Source organism: Paenarthrobacter sp. PPS72 (assembly GCF_048537125.1).
GTDB lineage: Bacteria > Actinomycetota > Actinomycetes > Actinomycetales > Micrococcaceae > Arthrobacter > Arthrobacter nitroguajacolicus_E.
On record NZ_JBLYIE010000018.1, the window covers coordinates 71,838 to 92,438 of the forward strand.

The following is a 20,601-nucleotide window of genomic DNA, read 5'->3' on the forward strand; positions in this document are numbered from 1 at the left end:
CCGGAGCACCCGGCCCGGCTAGTGCGAGTTAGTTGGGTGGCGGGTGGTCAGGGCGGGATGGGTGGACGTGGTTGCGAAAGTTTCCGCAACTTTATGTCCGGTTCCCGGCCCCCTCAACAGAAATGAACAAAAGTGCTCAGGTCTTGCTGGGAGGTGAAACCGAGTCCCGGATGACTATGTGGGTGCCTACCGTAAGGGTGTTGTCAGAGGAGGCGCCGGCGTCGTGCGGTGACCGGGACAGCGCCAGCCGCACAGCCTCCCGGCCCAGTTCTTCCAGCGGAACCCGGACCGTGGTGAGGCGGGGGCGCAGCTCGCTGGCCACCGGAACGTCGTCGTAACCAACCACGGAGACATCCCGGGGAACCCGGATCCCGCGTTCTTCCAGGGCTTCCAGGATGCCGGCGGCCACAAGGTCGTTGGCGCCGAAGACCGCCGTGAAGTCGATCTCCTGGTCCAGGAGCTCACGCATCCGGCTGTATCCGAAGCCGCGGCCGAACGCGCCCTCGTGGACCAGCGAAGGATCCCTTTCGATCCCGCGCGCATCCAGTGCCCGGTAGAAGCCTGCAAGGCGGGAGGCCGTGGTGGAGAAATCACGCGGGCCACCGACGTAAAGGATCCTGCAGTGGCCTTGCGAAATCAGGTAGTCAGTGATTGCGAAGGCGCCGCCCTCGTTGTCATAGGTGACCATTTTCGTAGGGACACCGGCCCCCAAGGACGGGCGTCCGCACAGGACCAGGGAGGAGCCGGCCGCTGCCAGCGCCCGGGCACGGTCGGCCATCTGCTTCCGGTATCGGGGGTCATCCGAAGCGCCGCCCACCACGATCACGGCGTCGGTACGCTGCTCGCGCATGAGGTCCACCAACGCGAGTTCGCGCTCCTTGTCGCCGTGCGTGGCGGTGATGAGGCACATGCGTCCTTCTGCACTGGCCTGCCTCTCCACTCCGCGGGCGATGTAGGCGAAGAAGGGATCGGCGACGTCGTTGATGATGATTCCCACGGTCCTCGTGGTGGCGCCTGCCAGGGCACGGGCGTGAGCGTTGGCCACATAGCCGAGGTCGGTCACGGACCGGAAGATGCGCTCGCGGGTGGCTTTTGCCACGGGGTAGTTTCCACTCAAGGCCCTGGAAACAGTGGCCACCGATACCCCTGCCGCCTGTGCGACGTCGGCAATGGTGGCACCGCCGCCGCCGCGGGCGTGGATCGGGTCTATGGGGGAGCTTTTCTCAGTCACTAAGCGATTCTCGCAAGATCCGCGGCCAATACCGGATAAGCCAAGGGCAAGCCCTCACTCAATCGTCGGACTTCCATCACCGCGTGACTGCCCAAACGGTGGATTTCGTTGCCCATCGCCCCTGCAATGTGGGGCGTCAACACAACATTCGGCAGCGTGTGCAGTATCGAATCCGCGGGGAGCGGCTCGGGGTCTGTAACGTCAAGATACGCATCCAGCCGTCCGGATACGAGTTCTGCCGTCAGGGCCTTGGCATTGATCAGCGGGCCGCGGGCAGTGTTGATGACCAGCGTTCCGTCCTTCATGAGGGCCAGTTGCCGGGCACCAATGATGCCCCGGGTCTCCGCGATGTCCGGAGCATGGACGCTCACGACGTCGGAGAGCGCGCACAGTTGGTCCAACTCCACCGTTTCCACGCCAAGTTCGGAAGCGTCGACGGCGGTGAGGTAGGGATCGTAGACCAGCACCCTCGCGTCGAGATTCTTCAGGAGGCCGATCACCAGGCGGCCAACGCGTGAGGCGCCCACCAGGCCGATGGTCACTCCGTTGGTTCCGATGGCGGGAAAACCGGCAGCGTTGCGTGATGCCCCGGTTGCGCGGAGCTGCTCGCTGAACCTTCGGGCCCGCTTGAGCCCCATGACGATCGCGGCAAAGGTGAACTCGGCCACTGGCACGGCGTTGGCTGCAGCCGATGACGAAACCTCTATCCCGCGTTCGTATACCTCCGGGGACAGGAACGTCTTGACCGTACCGGCAGCATGGACGATGCTTTGCAACCTCGGTAGCCGTTCCAGGACACAGGCGTCGATGGCGGGCGCACCCCACCCTGTGATAAGGAGTTGCACGTCCGCCAGCCGCTCCAGGACGCCCGGGGCGGAGAAATCGGCAACCGGCTCCGGGTCCAGGAGGGTAACCATTCCATGGAGGCGGGCCAGGTCCTCGGTGCTGAAGAGGGTGCGCAGGGTGGTGCGGCCCATCACGAACGCAGCCTTGAGGGTGCCGGCTTGGTGGAGGTTGGTGGTCACTGCGATTCCGTCCGGTTCGTCGATGGAAATTTATAGTAAGCGCTTGCTATTTGAAGTCAGACTAGGTGGAGTGCAGAAATGCTGTCAATCCCGCTAATTCAGGAGTTGTAGGGTTCTGTGCATGTTATTGACATCACACCAGAAGGCTGGGTAACTTCTTCTTCATAGTAAACGCTTACTATTTCTAGCCATTGAGCGCTCCCAGGCGCCTGGCCACTCCACATCCGCCCCAACGGCGCAGACAGAGGAAATACATGAGCAGCAACAGCCAGACACTCACGCCCCGGGCAGCGCCCGACGTCGGCGGGCCGGGTCCGGTGGCGGAAGGTCGCCGTCGGGGTCGCCCACCCAAGGAGCCGGCTCCCGGGCGGGCCCCGAAGAAAAGCCTCATGACGAGGATCCGCCGCGACAAAGTGATGTTGCTGTTGATCGCCCCGGGGTTCCTCTACTTCGTGGTGTTCCACTACGTTCCGCTCGCGGGAAACGTGATCGCGTTCCTCGACTACAAGCCGTACCTCGGCTTCGTGGACAGCGTCTGGGTGGGACTGGACAACTTCGCAGCCATGTTCCAGGACGGTGCCTTCTGGGAGGCGCTGCGCAATACTCTGGTGATCACGGGCCTTCAGCTGGCCCTCTTCTTCCCGGTTCCCATCTGTCTGGCATTACTGCTCAACAGCATCGTTTCCAACAAGATCCGGAAATTCGTCCAGAGCGTGGTCTACCTGCCGCACTTCATCGGATGGGTCATCATCGTGGCGGTCTTCTCCGAGGTCCTCGGCGCCACCGGCGCTGTACCGCATCTGTTGGAAAGCCTGGGCCTGCCGCGTTTTGATGCCATGACCACCCCGGAGTTCTTCCCGTTCCTGGTGACCATCCAATCCATTTGGAAGGACGCCGGCTGGGGCACCATCATCTTCCTGGCCGCCCTCATGAACGTGGACCAGGAGCTCTACGAGGCCGCGGCGGTGGACGGGGCAAACGCCCGGCACCGGCTGTGGCACATCACGCTTCCGGGGATCATGCCGGTGATCGTGCTGCTGCTCATCCTCAACCTGGGCAGCATCCTCTCAGTCGGCTTCGAACAGATCGTCCTGCAGCGCGACAACGTGGGACCCGGTGCCGGTGAAGTGCTCGATACCTATGTCTACTTCCACGGCATCCAGGACGGCCAGTGGGGTCCGGCGGCCGCAGTGGGACTCGTCAAAGGAATCGTGGGACTGATCCTGGTGCTCGGCGCCAACAAGCTCGCGCATTTCTTTGGACAGGAAGGTGTCTATTCCAATGGCAAATCCAAGTAGCACGCTGGTAACGGCCGAAGGCCCAAAGACCGGCCCAAAGACCGGCCCCAACAAGCGGCCCCACAAGCGCACCAAGAGCAAGGACACCCGTCCGGTCTGGATGGAGAAGCCCAAGCCCGCCGTGCAGGTTTCCAAGGCGATCGCCCTGGTTGTCATCTGCTTCCTGGCGCTGTACCCGCTGCTGGCTGTGCTGGCCACGAGCCTCTCCAGCCAAAGCGAAATCGCCAACAACAACGGACTGGTGCTGTTCCCCAAAGAACCAACCTTCGCCGCGTACCAAACCATTTTCGCCGGCGGCGTGGTTACGGATGCGTTGGTCCGGTCGCTGGTCATCACCACCGTGGGCACGGCCCTGTCCTTGGTGGTCACCGTAGCGATGGCGTACGGCCTCACCCGCCGCGACCTGGTGGGCGGACGCTTCTTCCTCATGACCGCCCTCTTCACCATGCTCTTCAGTCCGGGCATCATCCCCAGCTTCCTCATGGTCAAGGAGCTGGGACTACTGGACAGCTACGCAGCCTTGGTCCTTCCCACGTTGATGAGCGCCTTCAACCTGGTAGTGGTCCGTTCCTTCTTCATGAACCTTCCCCAGGAGCTGTTCGAGGCTGCAAAGATCGATGGCGCCGGAGACTTCCGGATCCTGGTCCAGATGGTGCTGCCCCTGTCCCGCGGGGTGCTGGCCGTCGTCGGACTCTTTTACGCGGTGGGTTACTGGAACGCGTTCTTCAACGCCATGCTCTACCTGAACGACGACAAGTGGCCGCTGTCCATGATCCTGCGCCAGTACGTACTGCTGGGCCAGCCCATGGGCGATTCCGCGGTAGCCGAGATCGCGGTGCCGTCGCAGGCGATCCAGATGGCCGTCGTCGTGATTTCACTGATCCCCATTGTGATCGTGTTCCCGTTCCTGCAGCGGTACTTCACCAAGGGCGTCCTCACCGGCGCCATCAAAGGCTAGTCAAACCATTTGAAAGGGAATCCCATGAATGCAGTCCCGACTTCCGGCCCCAGCCGCCGGAACTTCCTTTCCGTCACGGGCATCGGCGCCCTGGCACTTTTCAGCGGCGGAGCCTTGGTGGGCTGCGGCCAGCGCACCACCAGCGTGGCCTCGAACGCCAGTGAGGCGCTGTTGCCCACCCACGTTCCCATGAAGGCGGCAGCGGCCGACATCCCGGGCACCGCACAGGGCGTTCCCGCGGCGTTCTATAAGTACCCCGCTCCGTTCCGCAGCGTTGAAACTGCGCCGCTCAAGGGCGGCAAGATCACGGCGATTACCAACCTCTTCGGCACGGCCCCCAACGCACGGGCGGACAACCCTGCGTGGCAGGCCGTGGAGGCCAGGCTGGGCGGGCAAGTGGACATCACTTCGGTGTCCTCGGACGACTACGCCACGAAGTTCAACACCATCATTGCCGGTGGCGAACTGCCGGACCTCATGCTCAACGACGGCGCAGCAGTGCCCAACATCGTGGAGTTCCTCCAAGCCAAGTGCGCCGATCTGACCCCGTTGCTGGGCGGCGACAAAATCAAGGACTACCCCAACCTCGCCGCCATCCCGGAGGTGTTCTGGAAGCAAACGGTCCAGGCCGGAAAGCTCTACTCGCTGCCCATCCCGCGCAACCTCACGGGCGGTTCCGGCTTCGTGAACCAGACGCTGCTGGAAAATGTGGGCATCAAATCCACCGAGGACATCGAGGACAAGGACGATTTTTACCGGGTGGCCAAGGAGCTGACCAACCCGTCCAGGAACCAGTGGGCGTTGGGCAGCACCAAGTTCGGGCTCACGATGCTCCACCACATGTTCCGCACGCCCAACGTCTGGAAGAACGACGGCGGCAAACTCACCCGGGCGTTCGAGACGGACGAATACATGGCCGCAATCGAGTTCGCCGCCAAGCTCTACAAGGACGGCTTGTATGTGCCAGGTTCCGAGGGGTGGACGAAGTCGCAGATGGTGAACTCCTTCATCTCCGGCAAGGTGGCCATGATCTACGACGGACTCCCTGCCTACATTGGACCCACCGGCTACGGCCGCAGCATTCCTGCCGCGGACAAAGCCAACAAAGCCGTTCCCTTCATTCCCGTGGGCCACGATGGCGGGAAGGCCCAGACCTGGTTGGACAACATCACCTTTGCTACCGTCATGGTAAAAAAGGCCGATGACGCCAAGCTTAAGGAAGTCCTGGCGGTGGCCAATTTCCTGGCCGCTCCGTTCGGCAGCGAAGAATACCTGCTGCTCAACTACGGCGCCGAAGGAGCGGACTACACCCTGGATTCCAACGGCAACCCGGTGGTCACAGAGCGCGCGCTGTTGGACAACGCAGTGCCGTGGAAGTACCTCGCCGCGCCGCAGCAGGTGGTCTATGACCCCAGCAACAAGGACATCGTGGACGTCATGCACAACGCGTACTCCAAGCTGATTCCCCTGGGTGTCGAGGACCCGTGCGGCACCTTGTTCAGCCCCACCAATGCCAGCAAGGGCTCCAAGCTGGGCCAGCCTGTCTCCGACGCCGCAACGGCAGTCATCGCCGGACGGGGCACCATGGATGCGCTCAAGAGTGCCGTGGCTGACTGGAAGAAGAATGGCGGAGACACCATCCGCGGCGAATACGAATCCGCGCTGGCCAAGTAGCCGGCCTTAGCAACCTCAAGGATCCACCACCGTGACACACCCCTTGCCCTCCATGGAAAGCCCGGCCAAGCTGCCGTGGCTGCCGGACGCCGACACCAATCAGTCCCCGTTCACCGGGTGGACGCGCAGCCACTGGGAGGCCACCGCCGACCATTGGCTTGGACACATCCGCCATTACTCCAGCCCGCTCAAGGCCAGTCCACGCCTTCCCGGCCCGGTGACCCGGGACGGCGAGCGCCGGGAGGGTATGGAGACCATCGGCCGGAGCATGCTGATGGCTGCGCCGCGGATCGCTGGTGCCAATGGCCAGGACAGTTTGGGGTTGGCGGAGTGGTACCGGGAGGCGTTGCTGGCCGGTACCGATCCGGAAGGCCCGGAGCGCTGGCCTTTGGGGGTCACGTGCAAGTCCCCTTTGTTGGGGGTGACCAACTCCATTGTGGAGGCGGCGAATATTGCGTTTTCACTTCACATCGCCAAGGAGTGGCTGTGGGAGCCGTTGGCGGCGGGGGAAAAGAAGCAGGTGGCAGATTGGCTGCGGCATCATGCCCGGTTGGAGGTGTGGGGGAACAACTGGCAGCTGTTCCCGGCCATGGCGGAGGGTTTCCTGCGCTCGGTGGGTGAGGACGTTTCGGGTTGTACGGGCACACGGAATGTGGCTCGGGTGGAGTCTTGGTACCTGGGGGATGGCTGGTACACGGATGGGCCGGAGCACGCCATCGATTACTACAACGCGTGGGCCATCCACCCCTATTTGTGGGCCTGGTACACCATGACCGGCCGGGAGGACACACCTGATGGCCGCCGTCACTTGGAACGGTTGCGCGAATTTGTGGGCAGCCAGAGTCTGATGTTTGCCAGTGATGGTTCTGTGCTGCACGTCGGCCGGTCGTTGGCGTATCGCACGGCTGTCCTGGCCGCCCTGTGGTGTGCCGGGTTCTCGGGCGTGAATCCGCTGACGCCCGGTGCCACCCGGCGCTTGGCCTCCGGTGTGCTGGCGAACTTCACGGGCAAGGGCGTAGGGGTGGATGGGCCGCCAAACCTGGGGTGGTATGAGGAGCATGCGGGATCCAGCCAGGCCTACAGCGGGTTCGGCTCGCCGTACCTGGCTGGTATCGGCTTCCTTGGATTGGCCCTCCCACCGGAGCACAGGCTGTGGCAGGACGTGGAAGAGCCGCAGCCCACCGATGGCCCGGCTGTTGAACGGGTTCTGCCTGATGCCGGTTGGACGTTGACCACCCATGGCGGTCTGGTGCGCCTGACCAACCACGGCAGTGACCATTGCGGGCTGCCCGTTGGGGGCGGACCGGACCCCGATGATCCGCACTACGCCAAGTTCTCCTATTCCACGCACACGGCTCCCGGTACGGGGGTTGCGTGGGAGGACAACGTGGATGGCCACCTTGCGCTGTTGGGGTCCGACGGCGTGGCGAGCCGGCGGTGTGCGTTGCGCGCCACCCGTACCGAGGGGGTCCTCAGCGGTTCCGTGCACATCCCTCAGCTCCATGGGAAGGCCCTGCCGGGGACCGCGGTCACTACCGTTTCGGTGGTGGAGGGGATTCACGAGCTGCGGTGTCACTTGGTGCGCGGGCCGGCGGAGTACTCGGTCCGGGAGGGCGGACACGCGGTGGCTGATGCGCGAGCCGTGCAGGCGGACGTGACGGGGGACAGTGCGTGGGTGGACAACGGCGACGTGTTCGCTGCGGTCACGGCCGTCCACGGTTGGCAGGAGCCGAACACCACCCATTACACGGGAGCCAACGCCATGGGCGAGCACTCGGCGGTACCATCCCTGGCCGCGCAGCGCACCACTGAGGAAACAGTCCACGTAGCCCTGCACACACTGACCCGGGGTTCGGCTCCGGTGCCCGAAGCACTCACTTCAGCTGCCGCCGTCGTGGTTTCGGGGACTGAAGTCTCTCTCACGTGGGCGAGCGGTGCCCAACAGGCGTTTGATCTGCGAACCTTCGTACCGTGGGACGGGCAGGTGGGAAAGTGATCGAGCTGAAGTACGGGGCCTCCCGGGCGGAACCCCGGCACGACGCAGCTATGCAGCGCTTCCGAGAGCATCGTGTGGGTCAATTCATCCACTGGGGTCTGTACTCACTGCCGGCCGGCCGCTGGGAGGGCAAGGACGTGGAGTTCGCGGCAGAGTTCCTGCCGCGGGTGGCGAAGATTCCGCAGCAGCGCTGGGAAGCGTTGGCCAATGACTTCACCCTGGCGGATTTCGACCCCCAGCGGTGGGCGGATACGGCAGTGGCCCTCGGCGCCCGCTACATGACCATCACCACCAAGCACCATGACGGTTTCTGCCTCTGGCCCAGTGCGCACACCGACTTCCATATGGGCAACACGCCATCGGGTCGCGATGTCCTGGCCGAGCTCATCCAGGCCTACGAGGCACGCGGAATTGACGTCAACTTCTACTATTCAGTTCTGGATTGGCGGCATCCGGACTGGCGCTTCCGTTTGGAGAACGACGCCGACAACCTGGCTTTCGCCCGCTACCTGGACTTCGCGATGAAGCAGTTGGAAGAACTTGCCGAGCGGTATCCCTCGGTCAAGGGGTTCTGGTTCGACGGCACCTGGGACGAGTCCGTGAAAGCCAACGGCTGGTGGACCTGGGAAGTGGAACGGATGCTGAAGGCCCGCATTCCGGGGGTGGTGGTCAACAGCCGGCTCCGCGCGGATGACCTCGGTGCCCGGCACGTCGATTCCAACGGGCTGCTCATGGGCGATTACGAGAGTGGCTACGAACGCCGGCTGCCCGAGCCTTGGGACCACAGCGTTGCCGCCCGTGATTGGGAGGCGTGCATGACCATTCCGCAGGCAAGCTGGGGATACCACCAGGGACCGTGGGCCCAATCAACACTGAAGCACCCCTGGGATGTGGTGGACATGATCGCCCACTGCACCTCGCTTGGCGGTAACTTCCTGCTCAACTTCGGACCCCGCGGCGACGGTTCCATGGCTCCGGCCGAGGTGGAGATCGCCACCCGTGTGGGGGAGTGGCTCGCCGTGAACGGGGAGGCAATCTACGGGTGCGGCTTCGCCGAGGGCTGGGACTATCCGGGGTGGGGCTACTTCACACGTTCTGGCAGTGGCGAGGTTTTTGCCGTTGTCACGCGTGCGCCGGCCTCCGGGCGGATCCGGCTGCGGTTGCCGGCGGGGCTGGCGCTCGCAGACGTGCGGTTGCTGGGCAAAGGCTTGCTGGGCTCGGGGACGTACCCGTTCAAGAGGCTCGCGGATTCGCTGTACGAGGTGGAGTTCGGGGGCAGGCAGATCGAGGGTGCCGGGCCGCTCGTGTTCGCCGTGGAAACGTGTGCCCTTGCCGGGCCTGTGTCCGCGAAGGAGCCCAACCCGGACGTGCTGGACTAGGGCTTCGCAGGCGAGTTCGCGGGAACGCTGCCAATTCGTCCGGAAAACTCCGGCGACCTGGCAGCTTTCCCGTGAATTCGGCGAACGGGCGGACCGTGTTTAAGCGCCCGCTGCCGCCAGCCGCGCCCTCTTCTTCAACACCGAGTTCTTCCGTGTGGTCCGGAGCATGTCGATGGTGAGCAACACCAGTGCCAACCACACTACGCAGAAGCCGATCCAGCGCGCCGTGGTCATGGTTTCGTTGAACACGGTCAGCGCCACGATGAACTGGAGGATCGGTGCGAAGTATTGAAGCAGTCCGATGGTGGTCATGGGCAAGCGTCGGGCGGAGGCTCCGAAGAAGAGCAACGGTACGGCGGTGATAACACCGGAAGCCACCAGCAGCCAGAAATGGCCCGCGCCCAGCGTGGTGAGAGTTTCGACGCCTGTCACGGCCAGGACCACCATGGTGATGGCTGCAAAGGGAGCCAGCACTACGGTCTCGACGCTGAGGCTGGTAAGGGCGTCAACCTTGGGGCCCACGCGTTTCTTCACGAAGCCGTACAGCCCGAAGCTGAAGGCCAGGATCAGTGCAATCCAAGGTAGTTGTCCATAGGAGAACGTCAGGACGCCAACTGCCACGAACCCGATGCCCACTGCTGCCCACTGCAGGGGACGCAGCTTTTCCTTGAGCACGAAGACGCCAAGCAAAACCGAGACCAACGGGTTGATGAAGTAGCCCAAGGACGTTTCAACGGCATGACCCGTGGTGACGCCGAAAGTGTAGGTGAGCCAGTTGATGGCAATAAGAACTGCAGCCAGCGCCAAGGGACCGAACACCCGGCGATCCTTCACCGCCGCCCAGAATGACTTCCAGGCCCGAGTGATGGTGATGAGCAATGCGCAGAAGAGTAAGGACCAGACCACCCGGTTGGCCACGATCTCGATCGCCGAGGCGGGCATCAGGATGAAGAAGTACAGCGGAAGCAGCCCCCAGAGGCCGTAAGCGCCAATGCCGAAGAGGATCCCCGCCGTCGACTCGCTCCTCACGGGCTTGCTGCCCGGGTTACCGGCACCGCGGGTACCTTCGCCGCCGGCCCCGGCTGTCGTCGTCGTGGGCTGGCTTGGAGAGGGAGAGCTGGCAGCTATCTGATCCGGAGTCGACACATTGTCGCCAACACCACCTGCACCCGCAATATTCCGCAATCTTTATCAATTTCCGTGACTCCTGCCATATAAGCGGTTGCGAGTAGGGTCGACATCTAGAATTGGAATCTGCGCGCCCCAACAACGGCGTGGCTCACTGCTTCGGAAGGGCTAACGGTGTCCAACTCAGCCGCAACAACCCCCAATCGTCCGCTGCGCGTCGCAATCGTTGGCGCAGGACCCGCAGGCGTGTATGCCGCGGATATCCTGACGAAATCCAACGAGGTCAAGGACGGACACGTGGAGGTCAGCATCGATCTCTTCGAGGCATACCCCGCGCCGTATGGCCTGATCCGCTACGGCGTTGCGCCGGATCATCCTCGGATCAAGGGCATCGTCAATGCACTGCACAAGGTTCTTGACCGTGGCGATATCCGTTTCCTGGGCAACGTCACCTACGGCCGGGACCTCACGCTCCATGATTTCCGCGCGTTCTACGACGCCGTGATCTTCTCCACGGGAGCCATCAAGGACGCAGACCTGAACATCCCGGGTGTGGAGCTGGAAGGTTCCTTTGGCGGCGCTGATTTGGTCTCCTGGTATGACGGCCACCCGGACGTACCCCGTGACTGGCCGCTGAATGCCAAGGAAATCGCCGTGATCGGCAACGGCAATGTGGCCTTGGACGTGGCCCGGATGCTGGTCAAACATCCCGAGGAACTCCTGGTCACTGAGATCCCGGACAACGTCTATGCCGGGCTCAAGAAGTCGCCGGTCACGGACGTCCACGTCTTCGGCCGTCGTGGTCCGGCGCAGGTGAAGTTCACCCCGTTGGAGCTGCGCGAGTTGTCCCACTGCAAGGACGTGGACATCGTCCTGTATCCGGAGGACTTCGAGTTCGACGAAGCCTCAGATGAGGCCATCAAGACAAACAACCAGATCAAGACCATGGTCAACACCATGACCAACTGGCTGGTGGAGGAGCACGCAGAATCGGAGCAACCTTCCTCGCGGCGCCTGCACTTGCACTTCCTGCACAGTCCCGTGGAAATCCTGGATTCGCCTGAGACGCCCGGCAAGGTCTCCGGCATCAAGTTCGAGCGCATGCAATTGGACGGAACCGGCAACGTCAAGGGCACCGGCGAGTTCATCGAATACCCCGTCCAGTCCGTCTACCGCGCCATCGGGTACCACGGCTCTCCGCTGGAAGAACTTGAGTACGATTCCCGCCGTGGCGTCATACCGAACGACGGCGGTCGCGTCCTGGACGCTGACGGCAAGCCCGTGCCGGGAATCTACGCCACGGGTTGGATCAAGCGCGGACCCGTAGGTTTGATTGGCCACACCAAGGGCGATGCCCTGGAGACCATCGGCTTCCTCCTCGAGGACAGGCTCAATCTGCCCCCGGCAGAGAACCCGGATCCGCAGGCCATTATCGACCTTCTTGAGGAACGCGGCGTCGAGTACACCACGTGGGAGGGCTGGAACAGGCTCGATGCCCACGAAGCCGCGCTGGGCTCTGCGTGGACGTCAGGCGAGGGGTCCTCCGGCGAGGGCAGCACTGACGGCGTGGTCCGCGAGCGCATCAAGGTTGTTCCACGCGAGGAAATGATCCGGATCTCCCGCGGCTGAGACGGGAGTTTTTGTACAGCTCAGGCCCTTATGCGGCCGCGTTAAGGGCCTGAGCTGTACAAAAACTCCATGACCCGAACTAGACTTCTCGATACTGTCCCGCCCACCACATGTGCAGCGCACTGTCATAGCGGACTACCAGGGAGTTTCGATGAGGAATCCAGTCCATCCGCCCGTTCCAGGCAGCGAGGCCGCGGAGCTGTTGCAGAAACGTGCCCTGAGCGGGCATGAACGTCTGGATTCCTTGCGTCTGGGGATGCCTGAGGACATCGTCGGATTGCGGCGCCTGGTTCGTGAGTCGTGGCAACGCTCGGCCAGCTTGCAGGCCAACCCGGACGTGGCCGAGGCGCCGCTCGCGATGGACCGCGATGAGCTTGAAGAGTACCGCCGGCAGCATCCTTTGGCCACGATCATGCCTGTTATCAAGAAATTGCTGATTCAGCCCAGCCATGACAGCGGCCTGTTGGTGGCTGTGGGTGACGACGTCGGACGCCTCCTGTGGGTGGATGGCGATCCCGTGATGCAGCGCCGCGCCGAAGGCATGATGTTCGTGGCCGGCGCGGACTGGTCCGAAGCCTCCGTTGGCACCAGCGCACCCGGCACCGCCTTGGCCCTGGATAGAAGCATCCAGATCTCCGGCGCTGAACATTTCAAGCGCTCGGTCCATCCGTGGAGCTGCACGGCGGTTCCCTTCCATGATCCAGATTCCGGCGCGGTGCTGGGCGTGGTGGATATCACCGGCACCGAAACCGCAGTGGCTGCGCACACCCTTTCCCTTGTTGAGGCGACGGTGGCTGCCGCACAAGCCCAGCTCCGCATTGAACGCCTGACGCTCGCCGCCGCCGTCAAGGACAAACCTCGACGCCGGAGCGCGGCTGGCGCTTCCAGCCACACGCTGTACCGGAACAGTCTGCAATTGTTGGGCCGCGACCAAGCGCTGCTCAGCATCGACGGCCGGACGGTTTCATTGTCTGCCCGGCACAGCGAGATCCTTGCCATCCTTAGCAATCACCCGGCCGGACTCAGCGCTGAAGACCTGTGCGCCCTGCTGTATCCGGGGGATGGCTCTGCCGTGACACTTCGGGCTGAGATGGTGCGCCTCCGGAAAGTCATCCAGGAACTCAGCCCGGACGCGGTCCCCGAATCCCGGCCTTACCGCCTGCCGGTTGAGTTGCTTCCCGACTCCGGCCAGGTCCTCAGTTGCCTTCAGCGCGGCGCGCACCGCATCGCCTTGGAAATCTACAAAGGCGGGCTCTTGCCGCGCTCGGAGGCGCCCGGCGTCGTGCAGTTGCGTGAACGGGTCTCTCATCTGCTGCGTGAGGCGCTGCTCAGCGACGGCAGCGTGGATTCGCTCCTCAAGTACGCTGAGCTGCCCGAGGCGAAGTACGACGTCGACCTCCGCCTTGCCGTCCTGAAGCTGCTGCCGCCGCGCTCACCCAAGCGGGCCGCCGTCGTGGCGGACCTGGAGCGGATCGAAACGGAACTGACTTTGTGAGCATAGCGAGTGAGCTGACTCACACGGTTGCAACGTAGCTGCAACCCCCCGGCTCCTAGGCTCGGATCAATGGCGATAGCCACCGTGATTCGCAGCAAAGGAGCTAGCAATGACCGTTTATGCACAGCCGGGTGCCGAGGGCTCGAAGGTCACTTTCAAGGACCGGTACGAGAACTGGATTGGCGGCGAGTGGGTTGCCCCGGTGAAGGGCGCCTACTTCGAGAACATCACCCCGGTGACGGGTAAGGCCTTCTGCGAAGTTGCCCGCGGCACTTCCGAGGACATCGAACTGGCGCTGGACGCCGCCCACAAAGTTGCCCCTTCCTGGGGAAAGACCTCCGCCACGGAGCGCGCAGCGATCCTGAACAAGATCGCCGACCGCATTGACGAGAATGTGGAGCTCCTCGCTGTTGCCGAGACTTGGGACAACGGCAAGCCCGTCCGGGAAACCCTTAACGCGGACATCCCGTTGGCTGCGGACCACTTCCGCTACTTCGCCTCCGCCGTCCGTGCTCAGGAAGGCCACCTCTCCCAGCTGGACGAGGACACCACCGCTTACCACTTCAAGGAGCCGTTGGGAGTTGTGGGCCAGATCATCCCGTGGAACTTCCCCATCCTCATGGCCGTCTGGAAGCTCGCGCCGGCGCTCGCAGCCGGCAACGCCGTGGTGCTCAAGCCGGCCGAGCAGACGCCCACGTCCATCCTGGTCCTCATGGAACTCATCGGAGATCTCCTTCCCGCGGGTGTGGTGAACGTGGTCAACGGCTTCGGCGTGGAGGCCGGCAAGCCCTTGGCTTCCAGCTCCCGGATCCGCAAGATCGCCTTCACGGGTGAAACCACCACGGGCCGCCTCATCAGCCAGTACGCGTCCAACAACCTCATTCCGGTCACCCTTGAACTCGGCGGCAAGAGCCCCAACATCTTCTTCGACGACGTCGCTGCCCAGAACGATGCTTTCTATGACAAGGCCCAGGAAGGCTTCACGCTTTTCGCCTTCAACCAGGGCGAAGTCTGCACCTGCCCGTCCCGCGCCCTGGTCCAGGAAGGCATCTACGACTCCTTCATGACGGACGTCGTTGCCCGGACCAACAAGATTATCCAGGGAAACCCGCTGGATACCGACACCCAGGTTGGGGCCCAGGCCTCGAATGACCAGCTGGAGAAGATCCTGTCCTACATCGACATCGGAAAGCAGGAAGGCGCCAAGCTGCTCACCGGCGGTGCCAGGGCAGAGTTGTCCGGGGACCTGGCAGGTGGATACTACGTCCAGCCAACCATTTTCGAAGGCCACAACCGGATGCGGATCTTCCAGGAAGAGATCTTCGGCCCTGTGGTTTCGGTGACCAAGTTCAGCGACTACAACGACGCGATCGGCATCGCCAACGACACCCTTTACGGGCTGGGCGCCGGCGTCTGGTCACGTAACGGAAATGTCGCCTACCGAGCAGGCCGGGAAATCCAGGCAGGCCGCGTGTGGGTCAACAACTACCACGCCTATCCGGCAGGTGCCGCTTTCGGTGGCTACAAGTCCTCAGGTATTGGCCGTGAGAACCACGCCATGATGCTGGACCACTACCAGCAGACCAAGAACCTCCTGGTCAGCTACAACGAGAACAAGCTTGGCTTCTTCTAGGCGTTTTTGTACAGCAGATGCCCTTATGGAGCTGTTTTAGGGGCATTAGCTGTACAAAAACTGCCGTCATTCGTACAGATCAAAGGAGATCGTCACATGTCTACAACCATGCAAGCTGCAGTAGTTACGGAATTCGGAACCGAGCTAACGGTCAAGGAAGTGGAACGGCCGACGCCGGGTCCCGGCCAGGCGCTGGTCCGCCTCATTACCTCGGGGGTATGTCATACCGACCTCCACGCCGCCGAAGGCGACTGGCCGGTTAAACCCACACCACCGTTCATCCCCGGCCACGAAGGTGTAGGAGAGGTAGTGGCTCTGGGTGAGGGCGTCACGGACGTTGCGGTGGGCGACCTCGTCGGCAATGCCTGGCTGTGGTCAGCCTGCGGAGACTGCCAGTACTGTCGCACGGGCTGGGAAACCCTCTGTGAGTCCCAGCAGAACGGTGGCTACAGCGTGGACGGCTCGTTCGGCGAGTACATGCTGGTGGACACGCGCTTTGCTGCCCGCATCCCGGAAGGCTCGGACCCGGTGGAAGTCGCGCCGGTTCTGTGTGCCGGGGTTACGGTCTACAAGGGCCTGAAGATGACGGAGGCCAAGCCGGGACAATGGGTCACCATCTCCGGCATCGGGGGACTGGGGCACATCGCTGTCCAGTACGCGGTGGCCATGGGTCTCCGGGTGGTGGCGGTGGACATCGCCGACGACAAGCTGGCACTGGCCCGGGAACACGGTGCCGAGCTGACAGTCAATGCACTGCATGAAGATCCGGCGGAGGTCATCCAGCGTGAAACGGGTGGCTGCCACGGGGTTCTGGTGACCGCAGTGCACCCTTCGGCCTTCGGCCAGGCGATCGGCATGGCGCGTCGTGGCGGAACCATCGTGTTCAACGGGTTGCCTCCGGGAGACTTCCCGGCTCCGATCTTCGAGATCGTCCTCAAGGGCCTCACGGTCCGCGGCTCGATCGTGGGAACACGGCAGGACCTCGAAGAAGCTCTGGAGTTCTACGCCCAAGGGAAGATCAAGCCAACGGTCTCCACCCGGGAGCTCTCCGAGGTCAATGCGGTCTTTGACGAGATGAAACACGCAAAGATCGACGGCCGAGTGGTCCTGAAGTTCTGATGCACAACGCCAGCTTGGAAGCCGCAGTGACGCTGCCCGGGGAGGATTTCTCCCGGGTGGCGCTCACCGCGGTGTCCGTGGAACTCCTCCGCAAACTTTGGGACCAGCACGGACCGCTCATGTTCCACCAATCCGGCGGCTGCTGCGATGGGTCCGCGCCCATGTGCTACCCGGCCGGGGAATTCCTGACGGGCGACTCCGATATTCTCCTCGGCAGATTCGATATTGGAAGGGACGGGGAGCCGCAGTCCTTGGAGTTCTGGATGTCCAAGGAACAGTTCAACTACTGGTCCCACACCCACCTGACTGTTGATGTGGTCCCTGGCAGAGGGAGCGGCTTCTCCGTGGAATCACCGGAGGGCAAGCGGTTCCTGATCCGATCCACCCTCATGGACTGGGACGTACCAAGCATTTAGGGGCACTCAGCTTGTGTGACGAGAGCTACATGTCCTCGTCACATCAGCCACACCCGTCACGGGGTTTCGTGGTTCGTCTCACTATCTGGGATAAATATGGCCGTCCAAGGGCCGGACACTATTCTTGATGAGTCCTATACCACTCCCATCCAGAATGTGGCATTTTTATGAACATTTTCAGGACCAAGTCGATCGAGCAGTCGATCGCCGATGCCGACGAGCCCGGGCGGAAGCTGAAGCGAAGCCTCAGTACCTGGGACTTGATGATCATGGGCGTCGCCGTTGCAGTCGGCGCCGGGATCTTCTCCGTGGGCGCCAAGGCTGCCGCCAACTTTGCCGGCCCTGCCGTCACCATCTCCTTCGCCATCGCAGCTGTCACGTGCGCTTTGGCCATCATGTGCTACGCCGAGTTCGCCACGGCGATTCCCGTGGCAGGCTCCGCCTACGTGTTTACGTATGCCACCATGGGCGAGGTCCTTGCATGGATCATCGGCTGGAACCTCATCCTTGAACTCTTCACCGCCGCAGCCGTGATCGCAAAGTACTGGGGTATCTACCTCAGTACGGTCTTCGGCCTGATGGGCGTGGACATGCCACCGTCCATCCAGGTGGCCGGTATTGACCTCTACTGGGGCGCCTTCCTCATCGTCGCGATTTTCACCGTCCTGCTGGTGCTGGGGACAAAGTTGTCCGCACGCGTCGGCAACGTCTTCACGCTGATCAAGATCGCCGTGGTGTTGTTCGTGATCGTTGTTGGCTTCAGCTACGTGAAGTTCTCCAACTACACCCCCTTTGTTCCGGCCTCGCAGCCCACCGACTCCGGCGCCGCCGACGTCATGAAGCAGTCCTTCTTCGGCTTCCTCACCGGCGCGGCTCCCGCCCAGTACGGAACACTCGGCGTCTTCGCCGGCGCAGCCCTGGTGTTCTTCGCCTTCATCGGCTTTGACGTGGTGGCAACCTCCGCCGAAGAGGTCAAGAACCCGCAGAAGACCCTGCCCCGCGGTATCTTCGGTGGCCTTGCAGTGGTCACGCTGCTCTACATCCTGGTCTCCCTCGCACTGACCGGCATGGTGTCCTACACGCAGTTGGCCGAGGTAAAGAACCCCACGTTGACCACAGCCTTCGAGGCCGTGGGCAACACTGACGCTGCCAAGATCATCGCATTCGGTTCCCTGGTGGGCCTGACCACCGTGATCATGGTGCTGCTCATGGGCCTGTCCCGCGTGGTCCTGGCCATGAGCCGTGACGGCCTCCTGCCCCGCTCTCTGTCCAAGACCAGCGAAAAGCGCTCCACACCTGCCCGCCTACAGATCATCTGTGGTGCAGCCGTAGCCCTCGTGGCAGGCGTCACCAAGGTGGACTTGCTCGAGGAAATGATCAACATTGGAACGTTGTCCGCATTCGTGATGGTCAGCCTGGGCATCCTGGTGCTGCGCAAGAAGCGCCCGGACCTCAAGCCTGCCTTCCGGGTCCCGTTCGGCAAGGTCCTGCCGTGGGTCTCTGCGATCCTCTGCCTCTACCTCATGACCAACCTGGCGGTGGAAACCTGGATCTTCTTCGCGATCTGGCTGGTCATCGGCATGGCCATCTACTTCGCCTACGGCCAACGCCACTCGCGGCTGAATGAGAAATTCGCCGCAGCCAAGGCCTCCGTCAATGGTGCCGACGAAAGCCGCCAGGCCAAGGGCGACGAGGACGAGGACACCTTTACCAAGATTTAGACCAATGTGAGCAGCTTGTCGGACAGCTGAGCGATATTGCAGTAAAAGGCGTCTGGGAACCATCGTGAACTGGGTCCGGAAATTGGATTGCCAAATAAGAGCCGAAGCCGCGAGGGCCTAGGTCCGGTATTGAACTGGGCTCAGGCCCTTTGAGGTTTGTCGAGTTTCGTCTGGTCTTGTACTAGTGGATGTAGTCGTCTAAATGGGTGGCCAGTGCTTCCGTGCTGATGAACCGTACGTCGCGGAACATCTCTTCTTTGAGGTGGCGGAAGAAGTTCTCCATCACCGCGTTGTCGCAGCAGTTGCTCTTGCGAGACATGGATTGGACCGCTCCGGTGCCCTCGAGGAGAGCGAGCCAGGAAGCGTGCCGGTTTTGGAATCCTTGGTCCGAAATGAACGAGTGGGTACTGATCGGGTTCTAAGCAGGTCAGGGCCCTCGCGGAGCGAAGCGTTGGTGAGGTCCAGGTTCGGGACGTGCCGATGGTGTGGGAGATGATTTGCCGATCGAAGAGATCCATGACTGGTGAGAGGTAGAGTTTCCGCTCCCCGACGCTGAATTCGGTCACGTCCGTCACCCATTTCTGGTTCGGGGCGGTGACATTGAACTCGCGGTTCAGCAGATTCGGCGCAGTGGAACCCTGTTACGCCTTGGTAGGCGTTATAGCGGTTGCTCCGCTTGACCTTGCAGGCAAGCCCAAGTGAGCGCGTCAGCTGCAGCAGGGTCTTCTTCGCAACCGTCCATCCAGTGTTGGGTAGTTCCGTGTGGATGCGGCGGTGACCATACCGGGCATGGTTCGTCGTGAAGATGTCCGTGACCGCGGCATTGAGCGCCTCCCGCCGGTCAGGGGAAAGAAAGCGGGCCTGGTGATAGAAGAACGTCGATCGGGCCAGACCGGCGACCTGCAGCAGAACCGGCCGCGGGCCTTGAGGGCTTGGACCTTCACCGCTCCTTTTGAACCCTCAAGGCCCATAATTTTCCCAATTGCGCCATTTCGGCCGCGACGTCCGAGCCCTCGCGACGATACGCAAGCACCCACCTTCAAAACAGGACAGGCGACGACGAGTCAGCCTCCGCTGCCAGATCCTGTGCACTCTCGCCCGCCAGGAACCGTTCGACCAACGCGAGCTTGAAGTCGAAAGAAAATGACTGTTTCGACGGCTTGGTCAACAGCGCTCCTTGCCCACGAATCCTTTACTTCAGTTGCAGACTCTTGACCAGCCAGTGGGACACACCCAGCCGATTGGCTGTCGCCGTATCCGCAAGACACTTCTCCAACCACGCTACAGCGGTCTCGCGCTGGACCTCATGCAACGAACTCTGCGAATGCAAAACTGCTCCCCGGAAGTCAGAACTGAATTCTCAAATCCAACTTCCGGGGAGCAGTTCAATGGGCTTCCCGGGTTCTTCTCTTTACTGCCCTAGTTGCCGCTCTTTGAACGCCGTTGTAGAGCGGAATGTGCCAGTGCGGACTACGGTGTTGCGGCGGGTGATTTCGGTGGGCCAGCCGTTCCTAGTGCCAGCTGCCATCGTGACTCATGCCAGTCGAGCTCGAAGGTGAGATCATCGCCTTCGTTATCGCTGGCTGTCACCAGATAGTTGTCAGGTGCTCCGTGATGTTCCTGGTACTGGATCTCGTATCCGCTGGATTCAAGAGCCTGGGCTTTAGTGATGAGTTCGTTGGCTCCGGCCTCTCTTTCTTGCATGTCGACAAGCGCGAGTTCCAAGAGCTTCTTTTGATCACCATTCTTTGCAGCGCTAATAACAGTTTCGGCTGTGGAATTGCGTTGTCCCATGTCTGGGTCGAAAGTTCTGTCGCAACCGCCGAGCACCAGGCCGAAAATGCAGAGCAATATGACAAAAAATGTCCGTCCTAGATTGTGCATGGTATTTAGCTTAGC

18 protein-coding genes are annotated in these 20,601 nt (G+C 62.3%); 11 read left to right on the top strand and 7 right to left on the bottom strand.

Annotated elements, in window-relative coordinates; all coding sequences use genetic code 11:
• Positions 1-136: 136 nt before the first annotated feature.
• Both ACLRGI_RS08885 and ACLRGI_RS08890 read right to left on the bottom strand, forming a co-directional pair.
• Positions 137-1,231, bottom strand: coding sequence for a LacI family DNA-binding transcriptional regulator (locus ACLRGI_RS08885; RefSeq protein WP_419201305.1), 1,095 nt, complete (start codon positions 1,229-1,231; stop codon positions 137-139).
• Positions 1,231-2,256 (bottom strand): hydroxyacid dehydrogenase, encoded by a 1,026-nt coding sequence (locus tag ACLRGI_RS08890; RefSeq protein ID WP_419201306.1) that lies wholly within the window; start codon positions 2,254-2,256, stop codon positions 1,231-1,233. Before ACLRGI_RS08890 ends, ACLRGI_RS08885 begins: the two co-directional genes overlap by 1 nt.
• A gap of 254 nt (positions 2,257-2,510) precedes the next feature.
• Here ACLRGI_RS08890 and ACLRGI_RS08895 point away from each other — a divergent pair, with 254 nt between their 5' ends.
• Genes ACLRGI_RS08895 through ACLRGI_RS08915 form a run of 5 tightly spaced genes read left to right on the top strand, consistent with a single transcriptional unit; the run spans position 2,511 to position 9,561 of the window.
• Positions 2,511-3,554 (top strand): ABC transporter permease, encoded by a 1,044-nt coding sequence (locus ACLRGI_RS08895; RefSeq protein ID WP_419201307.1) that lies wholly within the window; start codon positions 2,511-2,513, stop codon positions 3,552-3,554.
• Positions 3,538-4,512 carry a carbohydrate ABC transporter permease gene (locus ACLRGI_RS08900; RefSeq protein ID WP_419201308.1) on the top strand — a complete coding sequence of 325 codons (975 nt, stop codon included), beginning with the start codon at positions 3,538-3,540 and terminating at the stop codon, positions 4,510-4,512. The genes ACLRGI_RS08895 and ACLRGI_RS08900 overlap by 17 nt, the downstream gene beginning before the upstream one ends.
• A 24-nt stretch (positions 4,513-4,536) precedes the next feature.
• Positions 4,537-6,186, top strand: a complete 1,650-nt coding sequence (locus ACLRGI_RS08905) for an extracellular solute-binding protein (protein WP_419201309.1) — start codon at positions 4,537-4,539, stop codon at positions 6,184-6,186.
• A 31-nt stretch (positions 6,187-6,217) separates the two neighbouring features.
• Positions 6,218-8,182, top strand: coding sequence for a DUF2264 domain-containing protein (locus ACLRGI_RS08910; RefSeq protein ID WP_419201310.1), 1,965 nt, complete (start codon positions 6,218-6,220; stop codon positions 8,180-8,182).
• Entirely contained in the window at positions 8,179-9,561 is a 1,383-nt protein-coding gene (locus tag ACLRGI_RS08915) for an alpha-L-fucosidase (RefSeq protein WP_419201311.1), read from the top strand. Before ACLRGI_RS08910 ends, ACLRGI_RS08915 begins: the two co-directional genes overlap by 4 nt.
• A gap of 99 nt (positions 9,562-9,660) precedes the next feature.
• Here the strand turns inward: ACLRGI_RS08915 and rarD are convergent, their stop codons facing one another.
• Positions 9,661-10,746, bottom strand: coding sequence for an EamA family transporter RarD (gene rarD, locus ACLRGI_RS08920; protein WP_419201312.1), 1,086 nt, complete (start codon positions 10,744-10,746; stop codon positions 9,661-9,663).
• A gap of 117 nt (positions 10,747-10,863) precedes the next feature.
• On the opposite strand from rarD, the gene ACLRGI_RS08925 reads away from it, so the two are divergent.
• The 6 genes from ACLRGI_RS08925 (at position 10,864) to ACLRGI_RS08950 (ending at position 18,702) form a co-directional block, all read left to right on the top strand.
• Positions 10,864-12,318, top strand: a complete 1,455-nt coding sequence (locus ACLRGI_RS08925; protein WP_419201313.1) for an FAD-dependent oxidoreductase — start codon at positions 10,864-10,866, stop codon at positions 12,316-12,318.
• A gap of 151 nt (positions 12,319-12,469) precedes the next feature.
• The gene (locus tag ACLRGI_RS08930; RefSeq protein ID WP_419201314.1) at positions 12,470-13,813 is read left to right on the top strand and encodes a GAF domain-containing protein; all 1,344 of its coding nucleotides are present in this window, start codon (positions 12,470-12,472) and stop codon (positions 13,811-13,813) included.
• A 109-nt stretch (positions 13,814-13,922) separates the two neighbouring features.
• Complete coding sequence (exaC, locus tag ACLRGI_RS08935; protein ID WP_419201315.1) at positions 13,923-15,446, top strand: acetaldehyde dehydrogenase ExaC; 1,524 nt, start codon at positions 13,923-13,925, stop codon at positions 15,444-15,446.
• 96 nt (positions 15,447-15,542) lie between these two features.
• A complete protein-coding gene (gene adhP / locus ACLRGI_RS08940; RefSeq protein WP_419201316.1) occupies positions 15,543-16,565 on the top strand; it encodes an alcohol dehydrogenase AdhP in 1,023 nt (340 codons plus the stop codon).
• Positions 16,565-16,981, top strand: coding sequence for a DUF779 domain-containing protein (locus ACLRGI_RS08945; RefSeq protein ID WP_419201317.1), 417 nt, complete (start codon positions 16,565-16,567; stop codon positions 16,979-16,981). The genes adhP and ACLRGI_RS08945 overlap by 1 nt, the downstream gene beginning before the upstream one ends.
• Positions 16,982-17,148: 167 nt before the next feature.
• Positions 17,149-18,702, top strand: coding sequence for an amino acid permease (locus ACLRGI_RS08950; protein ID WP_419201318.1), 1,554 nt, complete (start codon positions 17,149-17,151; stop codon positions 18,700-18,702).
• Positions 18,703-18,883: 181 nt separating this feature from the next.
• Here ACLRGI_RS08950 and ACLRGI_RS08955 read toward each other — a convergent pair whose 3' ends face one another.
• The 4 genes from ACLRGI_RS08955 to ACLRGI_RS08970 form a co-directional block, all read right to left on the bottom strand.
• Positions 18,884-19,021 (bottom strand): IS3 family transposase, encoded by a 138-nt coding sequence (locus ACLRGI_RS08955; protein WP_419201319.1) that lies wholly within the window; start codon positions 19,019-19,021, stop codon positions 18,884-18,886.
• A complete protein-coding gene (locus ACLRGI_RS08960; RefSeq protein WP_419201342.1) occupies positions 18,985-19,611 on the bottom strand; it encodes an IS3 family transposase in 627 nt (208 codons plus the stop codon). Before ACLRGI_RS08960 ends, ACLRGI_RS08955 begins: the two co-directional genes overlap by 37 nt.
• A gap of 130 nt (positions 19,612-19,741) precedes the next feature.
• Entirely contained in the window at positions 19,742-19,870 is a 129-nt protein-coding gene (locus tag ACLRGI_RS08965; RefSeq protein ID WP_419201320.1) for a hypothetical protein, read from the bottom strand.
• 302 nt (positions 19,871-20,172) lie between these two features.
• Positions 20,173-20,586: a hypothetical protein gene (locus tag ACLRGI_RS08970; protein ID WP_419201321.1), complete on the bottom strand. Its 414-nt coding sequence runs from the start codon at positions 20,584-20,586 to the stop codon at positions 20,173-20,175.
• Positions 20,587-20,601 lie beyond the last annotated feature (15 nt).

Excerpts from the sequence above, each read along its gene's own strand:
- ACLRGI_RS08895 (WP_419201307.1), top strand. The coding sequence starts at position 2,511 with ATGAGCAGCAACAGCCAGACACTCACGCCCCGGGCAGCGCCCGACGTC.
- ACLRGI_RS08900 (WP_419201308.1), top strand. The coding sequence starts at position 3,538 with ATGGCAAATCCAAGTAGCACGCTGGTAACGGCCGAAGGCCCAAAGACC.
- ACLRGI_RS08905 (WP_419201309.1), top strand. The coding sequence starts at position 4,537 with ATGAATGCAGTCCCGACTTCCGGCCCCAGCCGCCGGAACTTCCTTTCC.
- ACLRGI_RS08930 (WP_419201314.1), top strand. The coding sequence starts at position 12,470 with ATGAGGAATCCAGTCCATCCGCCCGTTCCAGGCAGCGAGGCCGCGGAG.
- exaC (WP_419201315.1), top strand. The coding sequence starts at position 13,923 with ATGACCGTTTATGCACAGCCGGGTGCCGAGGGCTCGAAGGTCACTTTC.
- adhP (WP_419201316.1), top strand. The coding sequence starts at position 15,543 with ATGTCTACAACCATGCAAGCTGCAGTAGTTACGGAATTCGGAACCGAG.
- ACLRGI_RS08945 (WP_419201317.1), top strand. The coding sequence starts at position 16,565 with ATGCACAACGCCAGCTTGGAAGCCGCAGTGACGCTGCCCGGGGAGGAT.
- ACLRGI_RS08950 (WP_419201318.1), top strand. The coding sequence starts at position 17,149 with ATGAACATTTTCAGGACCAAGTCGATCGAGCAGTCGATCGCCGATGCC.
- ACLRGI_RS08955 (WP_419201319.1), bottom strand. The coding sequence starts at position 19,021 with ATGTCTCGCAAGAGCAACTGCTGCGACAACGCGGTGATGGAGAACTTC.
- ACLRGI_RS08970 (WP_419201321.1), bottom strand. The coding sequence starts at position 20,586 with ATGCACAATCTAGGACGGACATTTTTTGTCATATTGCTCTGCATTTTC.